Below are 17,088 nucleotides of genomic sequence, written 5' to 3'. Positions count from 1 at the left end.
TAGAAAAGGGTGGCTACTTTAACGCACCCTAGTCTCAAAGACTAGGGTATTTTTATACAGTTATTGTTATATAAATTCAATGATGTTATCATAAAAAACAGAAAGATGAGGGATGACGATGAGCCATTTGTTAACGATGAGTGAATTATCGGAACAAGAAATTTCAGAAATCCTAAAAGACGCAGAAGATTTCGCGAATGGAAAAGAGAGAAAAACGACAGAGCAAACATTTGTTGCGAACTTGTTCTTTGAGAATAGTACGAGGACGAGATTTAGCTTTGAAGTTGCTGAGAAGAGATTAGGACTTGAAGTATTAGACTTTTCCGCAGATGCATCTAGCGTACAAAAAGGAGAAACTTTATACGATACGATAAGAACACTAGAATCAATCGGAACAAAAGCGGTAGTCATCCGCCATGAGCAAGATCGTTACTTCGATGAATTAAAAGATCAGGTGAATATCCCAATCTTGAACGCTGGAGATGGATGTGGAAATCATCCAACGCAATGTCTACTCGATCTTCTAACAATTAAACAAGAGTTTGGAAGATTTGAAGGTTTGAAGATTGCAATAGTTGGGGATGTTCGTCATAGCCGAGTAGCACGTTCTAATGCAGAAGCATTAACGAAACTGGGCGCGACAATTTACTTTGCAAGCCCAGAAGAGTGGAAAGATGAAGAGAACACATTTGGAACGTACAAGAGTTTAGATGAACTTGTTCCAGAAGTGGATGTGATGATGTTACTTCGTGTACAACATGAGCGTCATGACCATTATGAAACAGACATTATGAAAGAGTATCACGAGCAACATGGGTTAACAGTTGAAAGAGAAAAACGTATGAAAGAAGGAAGCATTATTATGCATCCAGCCCCTGTAAACCGTGATGTTGAAATTGCGAGTGAACTTGTCGAGTGTGAACGCTCACGCATATTCAAGCAAATGGAAAACGGGGTCTACGTAAGAATGGCTGTACTAAAACGCGCATTACCAAATGTATTAGGAGGAATGAAACATGAATTATTTGTTTAAAAATGGTCGTTATATGAATGCAGAAGGAACAATCGTAGCAACAGATCTTCTCGTACAAGACGGTAAAATTGCGAAGGTAGCAGAAAATATTACGGCAGATAATGCTGAAGTAATCGATGTAAATGGAAAGTTAATCGCACCTGGATTAGTAGATGTACACGTTCATCTTCGTGAACCAGGTGGTGAACATAAAGAAACAATTGAAACAGGAACACTTGCAGCAGCAAAAGGTGGATTTACTACAATTTGCGCAATGCCAAACACACGCCCAGTACCAGATTGTAAAGAACATATGGAAGACCTGCAAAAGCGTATTAAAGAAAAAGCACATGTAAATGTATTACCATATGGAGCAATTACAGTACGTCAAGCAGGTTCTGAAATGACCGATTTTGAAACGTTAAAAGAACTTGGAGCGTTTGCTTTCACTGATGATGGCGTAGGCGTGCAAGATGCAAGCATGATGTTAGCTGCAATGAAGCGTGCATCGAAATTAAATATGGCAGTTGTTGCACACTGTGAAGAGAACACACTTATTAATAAAGGATGTGTACATGAAGGGAAGTTTTCTGAGAAACACGGATTAAACGGTATCCCATCAGTATGTGAATCCGTACATATTGCCCGGGACATCTTACTTGCGGAAGCTGCAAATTGTCACTACCACGTATGTCATGTAAGTACAAAAGGATCTGTACGTGTAATCCGTGACGCGAAACGTGCTGGAATTAAGGTGACAGCAGAAGTAACACCGCATCACTTAGTATTATGTGAAGATGATATCCCATCGGCTGATCCTAACTTTAAAATGAATCCACCGCTTCGAGGAAAAGAAGATCATGCAGCGTTAATTGAAGGACTATTAGATGGAACAATTGATATGATCGCAACTGACCATGCACCGCATACTGCAGAAGAGAAAGCGCAAGGGATTGAAAGAGCACCGTTCGGAATTACTGGTTTTGAAACAGCATTCCCGCTTTTATATACGAACCTTGTGAAAAAAGGAATCATTACATTAGAGCAACTGATTCAATTCTTAACAGAAAAACCAGCTGACACATTCGGTTTAGAAGCAGGGCGCCTAACAGAAGGTAGAACAGCTGATATTACAATTATCGATTTAGAACAAGAAGAAGAAATTGATCCAACAACATTCTTATCAAAAGGAAAAAACACACCATTCGCAGGTTGGAAATGCCAAGGTTGGCCGGTTATGACAATCGTTGGTGGTAAGATCGCATGGCAAAAGGAGAGTGCATTAGTATGAAAAGACAACTTATCTTAGAAGATGGAACAGTATTAATTGGAAAAGGTTTCGGAGGAGAAATAGAAAAGTCAGGTGAGGTTGTATTTACAACTGGGATGACTGGATATCAAGAAACTTTATCTGATCCATCATACTGCGGTCAAATCGTAACATTTACGTATCCATTAATCGGAAACTACGGCATTAACCGTGATGATTTTGAATCAATTCACCCATCTGTAAATGGTTTAATCGTAAACGAAATTTGTGATCACCCATCAAACTTCCGTAATGAAATTTCGCTAAATGATTACTTGAAAGAAAGAAATATCCCAGGATTAGCAGGAATTGATACGAGAAAATTAACAAGAAAAATTCGTCAATATGGAACTTTACGCGGACGTCTTTGCAATATGGATGTGGATGTAGAGGACATCGTTAGCCAATTGAAAGCAACTGTCTTTACAGATCATGTGAAACGCGTATCAACAAAAGATCCATATCCAAGTCCAGGCCGTGGACACCGAGTTGTACTTGTAGACTTCGGAATGAAACATGGTATTTTACGAGAATTAAATAAGCGTGATTGTGATGTAATTGTTGTACCTTACAATACAACAGCAGAAGAAATTCTACGCCTTAGCCCAGATGGAATTATGTTAAGTAATGGACCTGGGGACCCAAAAGATGTACCAGAAGCAATTGAAATGTTAAAAGAAATTATTGGTAAAGTTCCTTTATTCGGGATTTGCCTAGGACATCAATTGTTCGCCCTGGCATCTGGTGCGAATACAAGTAAGTTAAAATTCGGTCACCGTGGTTTAAATCATCCAGTAAAAAATCTTGCAACTGGAAAAGTAGCAATTACATCTCAAAACCATGGTTACGCAGTAGAAGAAGAATCAGTTGGAAATACAGAACTGGAAATTACACATGTTGCTTTAAATGATGGAACAGTAGAAGGTCTTCGTCATACGAAGTTCCCAGCATTTACAGTGCAATACCATCCAGAAGCTTCTGCAGGACCAGAAGATGCAAATGATTTATTCGAAGATTTCTTAGCAATGATTGAAAACTTCAAGAAAGAAGGGGAAGAGTTATGCCAAAACGCCTAGACATTAACACAATTTTAGTAATCGGATCAGGACCAATTGTAATTGGGCAAGCAGCAGAGTTTGATTACTCTGGTACACAAGCTTGTCAATCTCTTAGAGAAGAAGGTTACAAAGTAATCCTTGTTAACTCTAACCCAGCAACAATTATGACAGATACTGCAACAGCAGATAAAGTATATATAGAACCATTAACATTAGAATTCGTAAGCCGTATCATTCGTAAAGAACGTCCAGATGCACTCCTACCAACATTAGGTGGTCAAACAGGCCTAAACATGGCTGTTGAACTTGCGAAATCAGGCATACTTGAAGAGTGCGGAGTTGAAATTTTAGGAACAAAATTATCAGCAATCGAGCAAGCCGAGGATCGTGATTTATTCCGTACATTAATGCAGGAATTAAATGAACCAATTCCATCTAGCACGATTATTCATACGCTGGAAGAAGCACATGAATTTGTAAAAGAAATTGGTTATCCAGTTATTGTTCGCCCAGCATTTACAATGGGGGGAACAGGTGGCGGAATCTGTAATAATGAAGAAGAACTAATTGAAATCGTATCAGGTGGATTAAAACATAGTCCAGTAACACAATGTTTATTAGAAAAGAGTATTGCCGGTTGTAAGGAAATTGAATATGAAGTAATGCGTGATTCGAATGATAACGCGATTGTAGTATGTAACATGGAAAATATCGATCCGGTTGGGGTTCACACAGGTGATTCTATCGTTGTAGCACCGAGCCAAACATTAAGTGACCGTGAGTATCAAATGTTACGAAACACTTCATTAAGAATTATTCGTGCATTAGGAATTGAAGGTGGATGTAACGTTCAGCTTGCACTTGATCCACATAGCTTCCAATACTATGTAATCGAAGTAAACCCGCGTGTGAGTCGTTCGTCTGCACTAGCATCTAAAGCAACTGGATATCCAATTGCGAAGCTAGCGGCGAAAATTGCAGTCGGTTTAACATTAGATGAAATTATAAACCCAGTAACACAAAAAACATATGCTTGCTTCGAGCCAGCATTAGACTATGTTGTTTCAAAAATTCCACGTTGGCCATTTGATAAGTTTGAATCAGCAAACAGAACACTTGGTACACAAATGAAGGCAACTGGTGAAGTTATGTCAATCGGACGTAACTTAGAACAATCATTATTAAAAGCGATTCGTTCTTTAGAGCTTGGCGTTTATCACCTAGAGTTAGACCACTTAAAAGAGCTTGATAAAGAAACGATGAAAAAGCGTATTATAAAAGCTGATGACGAGCGTCTGTTCGTTGTAGCAGAAGCAATCCGTCAAGGTGTAACGAAAGAAGAAATCAACGAATGGTGTGAAATGGACTTCTTCTTCTTACAAAAAATTGAAAATATCGTAAACATGGAACGCGAAGTAAAAGCGAATGTAGGAAATATGGAAGTGTTACAATCTGCTAAAGAAATGGGCTTCAGTGACCATTACATCGCCAATGCTTGGAACAAAACAGAGCGTGAAATTTACGATATGCGTAAAGAAAGCAATATGACTCCTGTTTATAAGATGGTAGATACTTGTGCGGCAGAGTTTGAATCTGCAACACCATACTACTACAGCACATATGGTGACGAGAATGAATCGATTGTAACAGATCGTAAGAGTGTAGTTGTACTAGGATCTGGTCCAATCCGTATTGGTCAAGGTGTTGAGTTTGATTATGCAACAGTTCACTCTGTATGGGCAATAAAAGAAGCTGGATATGAGGCAATCATTGTTAATAACAACCCAGAAACAGTTTCAACAGACTTCAGTATTTCTGACAAATTATACTTTGAACCATTAACAATCGAAGATGTAATGCACATTATCGATTTAGAAAAGCCAGAAGGTGTTATCGTCCAATTCGGTGGACAAACGGCAATTAACTTAGCGGCTAAATTAGAAGCACACGGTGTAAAAATCTTAGGAACATCACTTGAAGATTTAGACCGTGCAGAAGATCGTGATAAGTTTGAAGCAGCTTTAACAAAGCTTGGTATCCCGCAACCAGTTGGTAAAACAGCAACGACTGTAGAGCAAGCAGTAGCGATCGCTGACAAAATTGGTTACCCAGTATTAGTAAGACCATCTTACGTACTAGGTGGACGTGCGATGGAAATCGTATATCGTCAAGAAGAATTACTGCACTACATGAAAAATGCGGTTAAAGTTCACGCAGATCACCCAGTATTAATCGACCGTTATATGGTTGGTAAAGAAATTGAAGTAGATGCAATTTCAGACGGTGAGAATGTATTCATTCCAGGTATTATGGAACATATCGAACGCGCTGGAGTTCACTCTGGGGATTCAATTGGAGTATATCCACCACAGAGCTTATCTGAAAAACTAAAAGAACAAATTATTGAACATACAATTGGGCTTGGAAAAGGTTTAAACATTGTTGGATTACTAAACATTCAGTTTGTAGTATTCAAAGATGAAGTGTATGTAATTGAAGTAAATCCACGTGCGAGCCGTACAGTACCATTCTTAAGTAAAATTACAGGCGTACCGATGGCAAATATCGCAACGAAAGTTATTTTAGGTCAAAACCTTGTAGAACAAGGATATGGAACTGGCTATCACCCAGAAGAGAAGGAAGTGTATGTAAAAGCACCGGTATTCTCATTTGCGAAACTACGCTCAGTTGATACAACATTAGGGCCTGAAATGAAATCAACAGGGGAAGTAATGGGTAAAGATTTAACGCTTGAAAAAGCATTATATAAAGGACTTGTTGCTTCAGGAATTAACATTCCAACGCACGGATCAGTAATCATCACTGTAGCGGATAAAGATAAAGAAGAAGCGCTGGAAATTGCAAAACGCTTCCATGAAATCGGCTATAACTTATTAGCAACAGCAGGAACAGCACAATCGCTAACAGAACAAAACATTCCGGTGCAAGTTGTAAACAAAATTGATTCTGAAGACTACAACTTACTTGATATTATCCGTCAAGGGAAAGCTCAGTTTGTAATCAATACATTAACAAAAGGAAAACAACCAGCGCGTGATGGTTTCCGCATTCGCCGTGAATCAGTAGAAAATGGTGTGGCTTGCTTAACATCACTTGATACAACGAGAGCAATCTTGAGAGTATTAGAATCTATGACATTCTCAGCTCATTCAATGAAAGAAATTACGCAAACGAAGCGTCACGAGGTGGTACATGCATGATGCAAAAGCAAAATATGATCGTCGTTAACCAAAAAGAAATCGCAAAAAACATTTACGAATTAGTGCTTCAAGGGGATTTAGTGCAGCAAATGAACGATCCAGGGCAGTTTGTACACATTAAGGTAGCAGAGGGCATTACGCCCCTTCTGCGCCGCCCAATTAGTATTTGTAATGTCGATCAAGACAAGAACGAATTTACAATGCTATATCGTGCGGAAGGACAAGGGACAAAAACATTAGCGAAAAGAAAACAAGGTGAACTTGTAGATGTGTTAGGACCACTTGGTCATGGATTTCCTGTAGAAGAAGCGGAATCTGGACAAACGGCTCTATTAGTCGGTGGGGGAATTGGTGTACCACCACTATATGAATTGTCACAGCGTCTTGTAGCAAAAGGAGTACGCGTTATTCACATCTTAGGTTTCCAAACGAAAGATGTTGTCTTCTATGAAGAGAAATTCGCAGAACTTGGTGATACGTATGTTGCAACAGTTGATGGTACACATGGTACAAAAGGGTTTGTAACAGATGTAATCGATAGCTATGGAATTGACTTTGACATTCTCTACTCATGTGGACCTTTAGCGATGCTTCGTGCATTAGAAGGACGCTATAAGGAGAGAAAAGCCTACATTTCATTAGAAGAACGTATGGGCTGTGGTATTGGAGCATGTTTCGCATGTGTATGCCATTTGCAAGCAGATCCGAGTGGGCATTCTTACAAGAAGGTGTGTAGCGACGGACCAGTATTTCCAATCGGGGAGGTTGTACTATGAACAGATTGCAAGTTGAATTACCAGGGTTATCATTAAAAAATCCAATCATCCCAGCATCTGGTTGCTTCGGATTTGGTCGTGAGTATGCACAGTTCTATGATTTAAGTGTACTTGGATCAATTATGATTAAAGCGACAACAGAACAACCTCGTTATGGAAACCCAACGCCTCGTGTTGCTGAAACACCAGGCGGAATGCTAAATGCAATCGGGCTTCAAAATCCTGGATTAGAAAAGGTAATGAATTCTGAATTACCTTTTCTCGAGCAATTTGATCTTCCGATTATTGCAAACGTTGCGGGTTCACAAGCTGAGGATTACGTAGCGGTTGCGAAGGCGATTTCAAAGGCACCTAATGTTCATGCGCTAGAATTAAATATTTCTTGTCCAAACGTAAAAACGGGTGGTATCGCTTTTGGTACAAATCCTGAAATTGCTGCTGATTTAACGAAGCGAGTAAAAGAGGTTTCTGAAGTACCGGTATATGTGAAATTGTCACCGAACGTGGCAAACATTGTGGAAATTGCAAAAGCAATTGAAAATGCGGGTGCGGACGGTTTAACGATGATTAATACATTGCTTGGTATGCGTCTAGATTTAAAAACTGCAAAACCAATTTTAGCAAACCGTACGGGCGGACTATCAGGGCCTGCGATTAAGCCAGTAGCAATTCGTATGGTACATGAAGTAAGTCAAGCGGTTAACATTCCGATCATCGGAATGGGTGGTATTGAAACAGCGGAAGATGTAATTGAATTCTTCTATGCGGGCGCAAGCGCGGTCGCAGTTGGAACGGCGAACTTTATCGATCCGTTCGTATGTCCGACAATTATTGAAGAATTACCAGCATTACTAGATGAATTAGGATTTGATCATATTTCGGAATGTCAAGGAAGGAGCTGGAAGCAAACATGTCACAGTCGTTAATCGTTGCACTAGATTTTCCAGGGAAACAAGAGGTAGAACAATTCTTACACCACTTTGAAGGGGAAGAGTTATTTGTCAAAGTTGGTATGGAGTTGTTTTACAAAGAAGGTCCTGCAATTATTACGTACTTAAAAGAAAAAGGACATAAAATCTTCCTAGATTTAAAACTTCATGATATTCCGAATACGGTAAAAAGCGCTATGCGTAGCCTAGCTAGTCTAGATGTAGATATGGTAAATGTTCATGCTGCTGGGGGAAGCAGTATGATGAAAGCTGCGATTGAGGGATTAGAGGAAGGTAAGCAAGAAGGAAAAGAGAGACCGATTTGTATTGCAGTTACACAATTAACAAGCACTTCGGAAGCTATGATGAAAAAAGAGATTGGCATTGAGAAAACGTTAGAAGAAGCGGTTGCTCATTATGCAAAATTAACGAAAGAAAGTGGACTTGATGGAGTTGTTTGTTCAACACTTGAAGTACCAAAATTACGTGAAGTATGCGGAAATGAATTTGTAACAGTAACACCGGGGATTCGTCTTGCAAGCGATGATGTAAATGACCAAGTGCGCGTAGCAACACCGAAACGTGCGAGGGAACTTGGTTCAAGCTACATCGTAGTTGGACGTAGTATTACAAAAGCAGAAAATCCGCTTGAAGCGTATAAAACAGTAAAACAACAGTGGGAAGGTGTAACAGTATGAAAAAAGAAATCGCATCGCATTTATTAGAAATTGGAGCAGTATTTTTACAACCGAATGACCCATTTACTTGGTCTTCTGGTATAAAATCACCAATTTATTGTGATAATCGTTTAACTTTATCTTATCCAAAAGTACGCCAAGCGATTGCAGCTGGATTAGAAGAGTTAATTAAAGAGCACTTCTCAACTGTAGAAGTTATTGCAGGAACAGCAACTGCTGGTATTGCGCACGCTGCATGGGTAAGCGATCGTATGGATTTACCAATGTGCTACGTGCGTAGTAAAGCAAAAGGTCACGGTAAAGGGAACCAAATCGAAGGAAAAGCTGAAAAAGGTCAAAAAGTAGTAGTAGTAGAAGACTTAATTTCAACTGGCGGTAGTGCAATTACATGTGTAGAAGCACTTCGCGAAGCTGGCTGTGAAGTATTAGGAATCGTATCAATCTTCACATACGAGCTTGAGTCAGGAAAAGAGAAACTAGAAGCAGCAAACGTAGCATCATATTCTTTAAGTGATTACAGTGCATTAACTGAAGTTGCAGCAGAAAAAGGTATGATCGGACAAGCTGAAACGAAAAAATTACAAGAGTGGCGTAAAAATCCAGCAAATGAAGCTTGGATTACAGCGTAACACGAAAAAAGACGACCGCGGGGGAACGCGGTCGTCTTTTTTATATCATTGCTAAAATTTTATGTAAAGTTCCATCGATATCAAAGAAAATCATAGTACAATCTCCTCACTAATAACTACTTATTGTTTTCTGCAACTTCATATCCTCTCACAAACAATAGAGTCATATAAGAAATAATAAATGAGAAGATACTATACATACCGACCCAAAAGAAAAACTTTGGAGGGAAGGCGATAGCACCTACTATTAAAAAACTAGCAAACGTTACAATTGGCATTACATAGTACGTTCTCGTTCTACGTGTTCCAATAACAGAAACGATAAAGATAAGTAATGGACAAATTAATAAGACAAAAATCAATTCATTCATAGTTATGTCCCCTTTTCTAATTGAAGTAATCTGTTTCTCGTAAACGTTTTGAAATAAATACTCTCCTAATATAACTTCGCTAACATATACATAATCCCTTTTGAAAGTCAGTAATAAATGATTGATTTCACAATGAAAAACGTAAGCAAGAGAATACTCGCTTACGCTATAGAATAAACATCGCAACGATCGTGGTGACGATTAAGCCAATCACAACTGGTAAAAAGTTTCGGCGCGCAAGTTCAAAAGGATCTACTTTGCATATGGCAGCGGCAGGAATAAGCGCCCAAGGAATTAAAGTGCCACCGCCAGTCCAGATTGCTGCAATTTGCCCAAGTGCTGTTAATGTAGCTGTTCCATGCCCAAGTGCTGTTCCGAAAAGATTGGCAATCGAACCAGTAAGTGATATACCGGAAAAGCCAGATCCATCTAAGCCTGTTATGACACCAACGATAGTTAATGTTCCTGCCGATACATATTGGTTTAAAGGAACAATTTGAGATAAGGCGATTCCTAAGTCGTTAATGATTCCATGTGAACCTTTCGGTAAATAGTCCCCGATAATTTTCACAAAGCCGCTATCTCCTAAATAAAAGAGTGCAGCAATTGGGATAACTGGACCAAAGATTTTAAATCCAAATTGGAGCCCTTCTATAAAATAATCGGTCGTTTTATTCAGTCCATTACCTTTGTAGGCGATGAGAGAAATAATGATAATCATAATAACAGTCGTCCCGCCGATAAGTGCAGTTGCATCGCTTCCTTGTAGTTTAAATTGAATCATGCAAAGAATATCTATGGCATATACGATCGGAATACAAATAGCGAGCCATTTTTTTGTCTGAGGAGATAATGAAGTGAGCGTTTTAGAAGACTCAGTTGATGGAATAGATTCTTGTATAGATAAGCCTGTATGAAATTCTTTTCGTAAGAAGAAAAATGCGACGGAAGTTGTCACAATACCCATAACGATAACGAGGGGAACACTGGCTGAAACAACGCTGGAAACAGGAAGACCAGCAGCATCTGCAGTTAATTTCGGTGCACCTTGAATAACGAAGTCACCAGATAAGGCGATGCCGTGTCCGAATAAGTTCATAGCGATTGCGACTCCAATTGGCGGAAGGCCGACGCGTACAGCGACTGGTAATAAAATGGCCCCCATTAAGGCGACAGCTGGAGAAGGCCAAAAGAAAAAGGAAATTGTCATCATTAAAAGACCGATAATCCAGTAGGCATGTGCAGGTGTACGAATCATCTTTGTAAATGGTGAAATCATCGTATCATTTATGCCGGTATGAACGAGTAGGTTGCTCATTGATACGATAATGGAGATGATTAATATAGTTGGTAATAGTTCGGTAATGGCGTAAATGAAACTTTGAAAGATACCACTAATGGCAAGAGGGATAGAACTTGTAGCGGTTAATGCTAATAAAAAGATAAAAACGATACAAATGATCGTCGTATCTTTTCTAAAAATAAAAAAGGTAATAATAGTGAGTAAACAAAGAATATAGAGAGCATGTAAAAGCGTTAATTCAACTCCCATAACATTCACATCCTTTAGGCATTCGTGTAGTTCATTGTATGGAAGCAGTGAAAGTATGTGAGTATAGGAAAAAGAAAAAAAGTGAAATTTCATGTACTGTAATGGTAAGAACAATAAATGGATGTTACAATACAATTAATCCTAAAAATGGAATTAAAAGAGGGCTTATGCGCAAAGAAATTGGATTTTGGGGATTTATCATATCTTGTAGTCTATTAATCATTTTAAATCTGCTTACAAACAATGAATGGATAAGTATCATACCTGTTCTCGGGTTTGTTTTTATACTGTTATATCGTTGGGATGACATGAAACAACATGGTAAGAAAAGTATTGGAATTATGATAGGTATCATTGTTGTTTGTTCATTTGTCGTAGGGGTTATTTTAATAGAGGGCCAAAAGCAAATGGAGAAAATGTCTATTTTTCAAGATTGGATGTCTTCTGCGAAAGGTCTTTATCTTGTAATTGTAGTCGTTATTTTTCTAAGAGTCATGATAAGAATAGCAAGTTACATATTAAAGGAGAAGTAGAATGGGGGAGTACGAATGAGAGAGAAAATAGGGTATTATGGTGTGCTCGGTTGTTTAATATTATCAGTTATTTCGGGGCAATTTCTTAAAAGTGAATGGGTACCAGTAATATTATGTATAGGAGTATTGATTTTTGCTCCTATGTATCGCTGGGATGAATGGAAAGCATATAGTCGAAAAAAGAAAATTGTTTTCAGCATCGAGTTTGTCATTATAATTAGCACGATTCCGTTTTTGTTATTGAAAGGAAATGAGGTAATAGATGGAATTGTAATGTTTCAAGGGTGGTTATTTATTGCGAAATTGCTATATTTAATATCGGTAGCGGTAGTGGCTAAAAAAGTAAACGAAAAGTTATTCGTTAATGAATAAAAGAAAATGCCACCTTATTCGGTGGCATTTTCTTACTTTACTGAATGAGCTTTTTGCATCTTTTTAATTAAACGAATTTGTCCGCGATGGTTGATCTCATCTTCAAATACGTGAAACCACTTAAAGTAGTTATGAAAAAACTCCTGTTAAAAAGTTCATGACTTTTAACAAGGGATAACAATTAATTCTCTATTCGCTTTTGTAATAACCTCATAGCCCTCTTTTGTGATGACAATATCATCTTCAATTCTACACCCGCCCCAGTTTGGTATATAAATACCTGGTTCAACTGTAACAACCATACCTTCTTCTAAAGTAGCCTTACTTTCTTGGGATAGACGGAGAGGTTCATGAATTTCTAACCCAAGCCCATGACCAGTAGAGTGGCCGAAATATTGACCGTATCCATGTTCTGTAATGTAATCTCTCGTTATATCATCGATACTTTTCGCCGTTTCTCCAGGTTTAATGGCTGCAGTTCCACGCTTTAATGCTTCTAATACAACATTATATATATTTTTGAATTCTTCCGATGGTTCGCCAATCGCTACAGTACGTGTTAAATCGGAACAATACCCGTTATAAAGTGCACCGAAATCTAAGGTAACGATATCGCCGTGCTCGATTATTTTATTCGATGCAACGCCATGAGGAAGTGAAGAGCGAACGCCAGAAGCTACAATAATTTGAAATGATGAGGATGTAGCTCCTTTCTTTCGCATGAAAAATTCTAATTCATCTCGGACATCAGTCTCACTTATTCCTGGCTTTAGAAACGTAAGGATGTGGTGAAATGATTCGTCAGCAATATTAGCCGCAATTTTCATTGTTTCTATTTCAGGTGTGTCTTTAATAATGCGAATATCTTCGATGATTTCGCACACTTGCACCATTTCCGCATGTATGTATTTTTGTAAGTTTTTATATTGTTGTAATGTCATGTTATTTTCTTCAATTCCAAGTTTTTGAATGTTTAATTTCGATACTTGATTTGCGATTTCTTTTTCTAGATTTCCTTTATGCATAATAATTTCAGCTTCTTTTATTTGTGATTTCGCTTGATCTACATAGCGAAAATCAGTTATAAAAACCGCTTTATCCGCAGAGATTAAGACGACGCCAGCGCTACCTGTAAAGCCTGTTGCATATTGGCGATTTTCTTTTTTGGTAATAAGTAATCCGTCAATTTCATATTTTTGTAGTTGATTTTGGATTTTAGTAATTCTTAAATTCATGTTAATTTCCCCCTTTTCACAGTATTGAATAAAGCAAATAGCGTGCCAAAAGATAACTTTAGAGAAAGGATAGTGGGGAATATATATAAGGGAAGGTAAAGTAAAGTAAAGTTCTGTCCGCTATTTGTGGGAAGGACTATTTGAAAACTACGGATTGCTTCAAAATATTAGTGAGCAAATGAAAAGAACATCGAATCGATTTTTTTACACACTGTAAAAAAATTTATACAAATACGAGAAAATAATGTCAAATTTTTTTGGAATATCGAAGTTAGGAAAGAAAAGGATAAGCGATGTTTAGAGTGTATATTTGAAAATAACATTACGTTTATTATTTATTTTAATATAAAAATTAATATATAAATAAAAAAATTATTGATACAATAGGTAATTGTTGGGTTTCTCTCGAAGATAGGGATACGTAACGAATAAATAGGATTAAGGAATGTGAGTATATGAAAAAATTAAGTAAAGTAATGTCATTTTGCTTGGTAGTTAGTATGTTTGTTCTAGCAGGTTGTGAAAAAAGTGAAAACAAAGTTCAAGTAAATGAAAAGATTGAACAGCTTGATGAAGCACCAGAAGTGACAGGAAAAGAAGCGAAAAAGATTGTACGAAAGAGCGTAGATAGGATAGCAAACGCTTTTAGTGAGATGGAAAAAGAAAATGGATGGAGCCGAAATAATCCTGGAGATATGGAGACAGCGAAAAAAGGAGTTAAGGGATTAGTTACAGATAAGTTTGTAGAAAATCAGCTTCCTAAGTCGCTTGACACATTTAATAGGTCTAGAGAGACGGATATGTTGCCATTCCCAATTCATATTGAGCCAGACGTGAGAATAACTTGTTCACAGAAAAATGATGTTTTAAAGATTGAGACGCTTATCCTTGCAAATGATATGGGGAATGAAGCGGAGACGTGGGAATTTGTTTTAGTTTATACCGATGGAAAATGGTTAATGGATAAATGGTCATCAAATACGCCAGTAGATTTAAAGTTAACTAAAGAAGAAGCTAACGAAATTCTTAGAGTTCAAGGTTTCAAGAATGTCTCTTTCGTTAGAGAAGAGAATAGTGGAAATAAGAAATATATTTTTAAAGAAAGTAACGGAGTAGTTGCTGTGGATGCCCAAACATCTGTTATTACTCACAATGTAGATGATGAAGAGCAAGAGAAGGTAACGAAACAAGATTTTATTCAAGAGCAAGAAACAGCTAAGGGAAATGATTCCAGTACGTATACTAGTTCAAAAGAAGAGAAGCAGCCAAAAAAAGAATCTTCTTCAGTATTAGGTAAAACTAAGGCTCTAAATGAGTTAGTTGCTCTAGAAAACGAAGAAAAACATACAAATGTTATGTCAACAAATGACATAGTAAATGAAATAGAAGGAAATTATCAACTATGGGATAATAAACTAAATGAAATTTACAGTACATTAAAAAATACGATGTCAGCTGATGCATTTCAGTCATTAAAAACAAAACAGATTGCATGGGTTAAAGAAAAAGAAAGTAAAGTTACAGCGATTGGTACAGATCCAAATAATGGAACGATGAGACGTATAGAGGCTTCGGAAGAGAAATATAAGATGACAAAAGAAAGATGTTACGAATTAGTTAATGGGTATATGAACTAAATTAAAGAATGCGTTGCTAGCTAGCAACGCATTTTTTAATTTACGCTTTTAATTTCATTACTGTATCAGCATCTGGTGTTACATATAATGTTTGTTGATTGTCATATGTAACAAATCCAAGTTTTGCACCGCTCGGTTTTTTGACATGGCGTACCTTTGTGAAATCTACAGGAACAGAACTAGAATCTTTTGCTTTACTGTAATAAGCAGCGATTTTAGCGGCCTCTTGTAAAGTCTCTTCCGTAGGTTCAAGAGAACGAATGACAACGTGGGACCCAGGTATGTCTTTCGTATGTAACCAAATTTCATCACGACGGGAGAATTTCGTTGTTAAATAATCATTTTGCTTATTGTTTTTACCGACGAAAATTTCTGTGCCATCACTAGCTAAATATTTGTCCAATACTGGTTTTGTCGGTTTTTTCTTTGAGTTTTTCTTCTTACGATTACGTACATAACCTTCTTCGGTCAGTTCTTCACGAATCTCTTCAATATCTTTTGAAGAAGCAACCTCCATTTGTTGAAGTAAGCTATCGAAATAAAGAATTTCTTCATTTGTTTTTACGATTTGTTCTTCTACAATAGCAACTGAATTTTTCGCTTTTTGGTACTTTTGGAAATAGCGTTGTGCATTTTCAGATGGTGTTTTTAAAGGATTTAATGTGATTTTTACAGTCCCACCATTTTCGTCGTAATAGTTAACGACTTCTATCTCTTTATCACCTTTTTTCAAAGCGTACATATTGGCTGTAAGTAGCTCTCCAAATAGTTGATATTTATCTGCTTTTCCGGCATCTTGTAATGTTTTTTCTAGTTTAATTAGCTTCTTTTCATTTTTTGTTTTTTCATTTTGCATAAAGCGTTCTAAATCGTGAGCTTGTTGTTTTACACGATCGCGCTCTGCTTTACCAAAGAAGAAACGATCTAATAATTCACTAACAGATGAAAATGTTTTTTCGTTTCCTTGTAAGTGAGAAAGAGGGAATAGGTAAAAGAACTCTTTTCCATTTGCTGTTATCATTGCTGGCACGTACTGATGTGTTAGCAAAGGTTTTTGCAAGCTGAAGAAAGCTTCAGATAATGCTTTTTCATTTGCCATACCTGCTTTTTTTACAACTTCTTTTGCAAATAATGGGGAAATTCCCATGAATGCTCCGACAAGTTGTTTGTCCATGTTGCCAGATAAAAAGTCTAGCGGTTTAATAAAATCATCTTCTGTTTCGATAAGAAGCGGATTAACTTTATGTTGTGCCGGTGGGGCAACATATTCAGCTCCAGCATATACAGTACGATGTCGGTTTACCGCTAAAGAAACGTGTTTTAAGCTATCTAAAATAACATTTGTTTTCGTATCTACTAAGATAATATTACTGTGCCGTCCCATTATTTCGATTACTAATGTTTTTACTGATTCGTCACCGATTTCATTGCGACTGCGGACTGTAATTTGAATAATACGTTCTAAGTCAATTTGTTCAATTTTTTCAATAAATCCACCTTCTAAATGTTTGCGAAGAAGCATACAAAACATCGGCGGTAGCGCTGGTGAATTGTAGTTTTGATTTGTTAAGTGCATACGCGCATATGTAGGGTGAGATGAAAGAATTAGTTTTTGGTTTTTTCCGTTTGCTCGAATATGTAATAAAACTTCATATTTTGAGGGTTGATATATTTTTGAAATTCTTCCTGTTTGAAGAGAATTTGCAATTTCATGTGTAATTGCTCTTGTAAATAATCCATCGAATGCCATGAATGA

15 protein-coding genes are annotated in these 17,088 nt (G+C 37.4%); 11 read left to right on the top strand and 4 right to left on the bottom strand.

All coding sequences use genetic code 11. The annotated features are described in order from the left end of the window. Positions 1 to 118: 118 nt before the first annotated feature. From pyrB to pyrE, 8 genes are read left to right on the top strand one after another with little or no spacing between them, the layout of a single operon-like run. Positions 119 to 1,033 (top strand): aspartate carbamoyltransferase, encoded by a 915-nt coding sequence (pyrB, locus tag LCF45_RS19160; RefSeq protein WP_002128846.1) that lies wholly within the window; start codon positions 119 to 121, stop codon positions 1,031 to 1,033. Beyond that, positions 1,017 to 2,303 (top strand): dihydroorotase, encoded by a 1,287-nt coding sequence (gene pyrC / locus LCF45_RS19155; protein ID WP_002088243.1) that lies wholly within the window; start codon positions 1,017 to 1,019, stop codon positions 2,301 to 2,303. The genes pyrB and pyrC overlap by 17 nt, the downstream gene beginning before the upstream one ends. Further along, positions 2,300 to 3,397: a carbamoyl phosphate synthase small subunit gene (locus LCF45_RS19150; RefSeq protein WP_002111416.1), complete on the top strand. Its 1,098-nt coding sequence runs from the start codon at positions 2,300 to 2,302 to the stop codon at positions 3,395 to 3,397. The genes pyrC and LCF45_RS19150 overlap by 4 nt, the downstream gene beginning before the upstream one ends. Further along, positions 3,382 to 6,600 (top strand): carbamoyl-phosphate synthase large subunit, encoded by a 3,219-nt coding sequence (gene carB, locus LCF45_RS19145; RefSeq protein ID WP_002128845.1) that lies wholly within the window; start codon positions 3,382 to 3,384, stop codon positions 6,598 to 6,600. Before LCF45_RS19150 ends, carB begins: the two co-directional genes overlap by 16 nt. Further along, entirely contained in the window at positions 6,597 to 7,376 is a 780-nt protein-coding gene (gene pyrK / locus LCF45_RS19140; RefSeq protein WP_002088239.1) for a dihydroorotate oxidase B electron transfer subunit, read from the top strand. Before carB ends, pyrK begins: the two co-directional genes overlap by 4 nt. Next, the gene (pyrD, locus tag LCF45_RS19135; protein ID WP_002088238.1) at positions 7,373 to 8,302 is read left to right on the top strand and encodes a dihydroorotate oxidase B catalytic subunit; all 930 of its coding nucleotides are present in this window, start codon (positions 7,373 to 7,375) and stop codon (positions 8,300 to 8,302) included. Before pyrK ends, pyrD begins: the two co-directional genes overlap by 4 nt. Continuing rightward, positions 8,287 to 9,003, top strand: a complete 717-nt coding sequence (pyrF, locus tag LCF45_RS19130) for an orotidine-5'-phosphate decarboxylase (protein ID WP_000083510.1) — start codon at positions 8,287 to 8,289, stop codon at positions 9,001 to 9,003. Before pyrD ends, pyrF begins: the two co-directional genes overlap by 16 nt. Further along, on the top strand, positions 9,000 to 9,632 hold the full coding sequence (gene pyrE, locus LCF45_RS19125; RefSeq protein ID WP_012261599.1) for an orotate phosphoribosyltransferase: 633 nt from the start codon (positions 9,000 to 9,002) through the stop codon (positions 9,630 to 9,632). Before pyrF ends, pyrE begins: the two co-directional genes overlap by 4 nt. Positions 9,633 to 9,748: 116 nt before the next feature. On the opposite strand, the gene LCF45_RS19120 is transcribed toward pyrE, so the two are convergent. Both LCF45_RS19120 and LCF45_RS19115 read right to left on the bottom strand, forming a co-directional pair. Next, a complete protein-coding gene (locus tag LCF45_RS19120) occupies positions 9,749 to 10,003 on the bottom strand; it encodes a YbeF family protein (protein WP_002033769.1) in 255 nt (84 codons plus the stop codon). 166 nt (positions 10,004 to 10,169) lie between these two features. Beyond that, positions 10,170 to 11,555 carry a membrane protein gene (locus LCF45_RS19115; RefSeq protein WP_033731203.1) on the bottom strand — a complete coding sequence of 462 codons (1,386 nt, stop codon included), beginning with the start codon at positions 11,553 to 11,555 and terminating at the stop codon, positions 10,170 to 10,172. Positions 11,556 to 11,656: 101 nt separating this feature from the next. Between LCF45_RS19115 and LCF45_RS19110 the strand changes: the two genes are divergently transcribed. Together LCF45_RS19110 and LCF45_RS19105 are read left to right on the top strand one after the other, a co-directional pair. Beyond that, positions 11,657 to 12,088, top strand: a complete 432-nt coding sequence (locus LCF45_RS19110) for a YoqO family protein (RefSeq protein ID WP_254841782.1) — start codon at positions 11,657 to 11,659, stop codon at positions 12,086 to 12,088. A gap of 15 nt (positions 12,089 to 12,103) precedes the next feature. Further along, positions 12,104 to 12,460: a YoqO family protein gene (locus LCF45_RS19105; RefSeq protein ID WP_078206264.1), complete on the top strand. Its 357-nt coding sequence runs from the start codon at positions 12,104 to 12,106 to the stop codon at positions 12,458 to 12,460. A 164-nt stretch (positions 12,461 to 12,624) separates the two neighbouring features. On the opposite strand, the gene LCF45_RS19100 is transcribed toward LCF45_RS19105, so the two are convergent. Then, positions 12,625 to 13,695 (bottom strand): M24 family metallopeptidase, encoded by a 1,071-nt coding sequence (locus tag LCF45_RS19100; protein ID WP_263893212.1) that lies wholly within the window; start codon positions 13,693 to 13,695, stop codon positions 12,625 to 12,627. Positions 13,696 to 14,150: 455 nt separating this feature from the next. Here LCF45_RS19100 and LCF45_RS19095 point away from each other — a divergent pair, with 455 nt between their 5' ends. Beyond that, the gene (locus LCF45_RS19095; protein WP_078206262.1) at positions 14,151 to 15,332 is read left to right on the top strand and encodes a lysozyme inhibitor LprI family protein; all 1,182 of its coding nucleotides are present in this window, start codon (positions 14,151 to 14,153) and stop codon (positions 15,330 to 15,332) included. A 40-nt stretch (positions 15,333 to 15,372) separates the two neighbouring features. On the opposite strand, the gene LCF45_RS19090 is transcribed toward LCF45_RS19095, so the two are convergent. Then, the gene (locus tag LCF45_RS19090; protein WP_002128838.1) at positions 15,373 to 17,082 is read right to left on the bottom strand and encodes an Rqc2 family fibronectin-binding protein; all 1,710 of its coding nucleotides are present in this window, start codon (positions 17,080 to 17,082) and stop codon (positions 15,373 to 15,375) included. Positions 17,083 to 17,088 lie beyond the last annotated feature (6 nt).

Source organism: Bacillus sp. 41-22, assembly GCF_025809295.1.
Lineage (GTDB): Bacteria > Bacillota > Bacilli > Bacillales > Bacillaceae_G > Bacillus_A > Bacillus_A mycoides.
The sequence above is the reverse complement of the archived record's forward strand: the minus strand, read 5'-3'. Positions and strand labels throughout refer to the sequence as shown.

Bases quoted from the DNA above. Each gene is read 5' to 3' on its own strand.
- LCF45_RS19105 (WP_078206264.1), top strand. From the start codon at position 12,104: ATGAGAGAGAAAATAGGGTATTATGGTGTGCTCGGTTGTTTAATATTA.
- LCF45_RS19150 (WP_002111416.1), top strand. From the start codon at position 2,300: ATGAAAAGACAACTTATCTTAGAAGATGGAACAGTATTAATTGGAAAA.
- LCF45_RS19110 (WP_254841782.1), top strand. From the start codon at position 11,657: ATGGTAAGAACAATAAATGGATGTTACAATACAATTAATCCTAAAAAT.
- pyrE (WP_012261599.1), top strand. From the start codon at position 9,000: ATGAAAAAAGAAATCGCATCGCATTTATTAGAAATTGGAGCAGTATTT.
- pyrK (WP_002088239.1), top strand. From the start codon at position 6,597: ATGATGCAAAAGCAAAATATGATCGTCGTTAACCAAAAAGAAATCGCA.
- LCF45_RS19090 (WP_002128838.1), bottom strand. From the start codon at position 17,082: ATGGCATTCGATGGATTATTTACAAGAGCAATTACACATGAAATTGCA.
- carB (WP_002128845.1), top strand. From the start codon at position 3,382: ATGCCAAAACGCCTAGACATTAACACAATTTTAGTAATCGGATCAGGA.
- pyrF (WP_000083510.1), top strand. From the start codon at position 8,287: ATGTCACAGTCGTTAATCGTTGCACTAGATTTTCCAGGGAAACAAGAG.
- pyrD (WP_002088238.1), top strand. From the start codon at position 7,373: ATGAACAGATTGCAAGTTGAATTACCAGGGTTATCATTAAAAAATCCA.
- pyrC (WP_002088243.1), top strand. From the start codon at position 1,017: ATGAATTATTTGTTTAAAAATGGTCGTTATATGAATGCAGAAGGAACA.
- LCF45_RS19095 (WP_078206262.1), top strand. From the start codon at position 14,151: ATGAAAAAATTAAGTAAAGTAATGTCATTTTGCTTGGTAGTTAGTATG.
- LCF45_RS19120 (WP_002033769.1), bottom strand. From the start codon at position 10,003: ATGAATGAATTGATTTTTGTCTTATTAATTTGTCCATTACTTATCTTT.
- LCF45_RS19115 (WP_033731203.1), bottom strand. From the start codon at position 11,555: ATGGGAGTTGAATTAACGCTTTTACATGCTCTCTATATTCTTTGTTTA.
- pyrB (WP_002128846.1), top strand. From the start codon at position 119: ATGAGCCATTTGTTAACGATGAGTGAATTATCGGAACAAGAAATTTCA.
- LCF45_RS19100 (WP_263893212.1), bottom strand. From the start codon at position 13,695: ATGAATTTAAGAATTACTAAAATCCAAAATCAACTACAAAAATATGAA.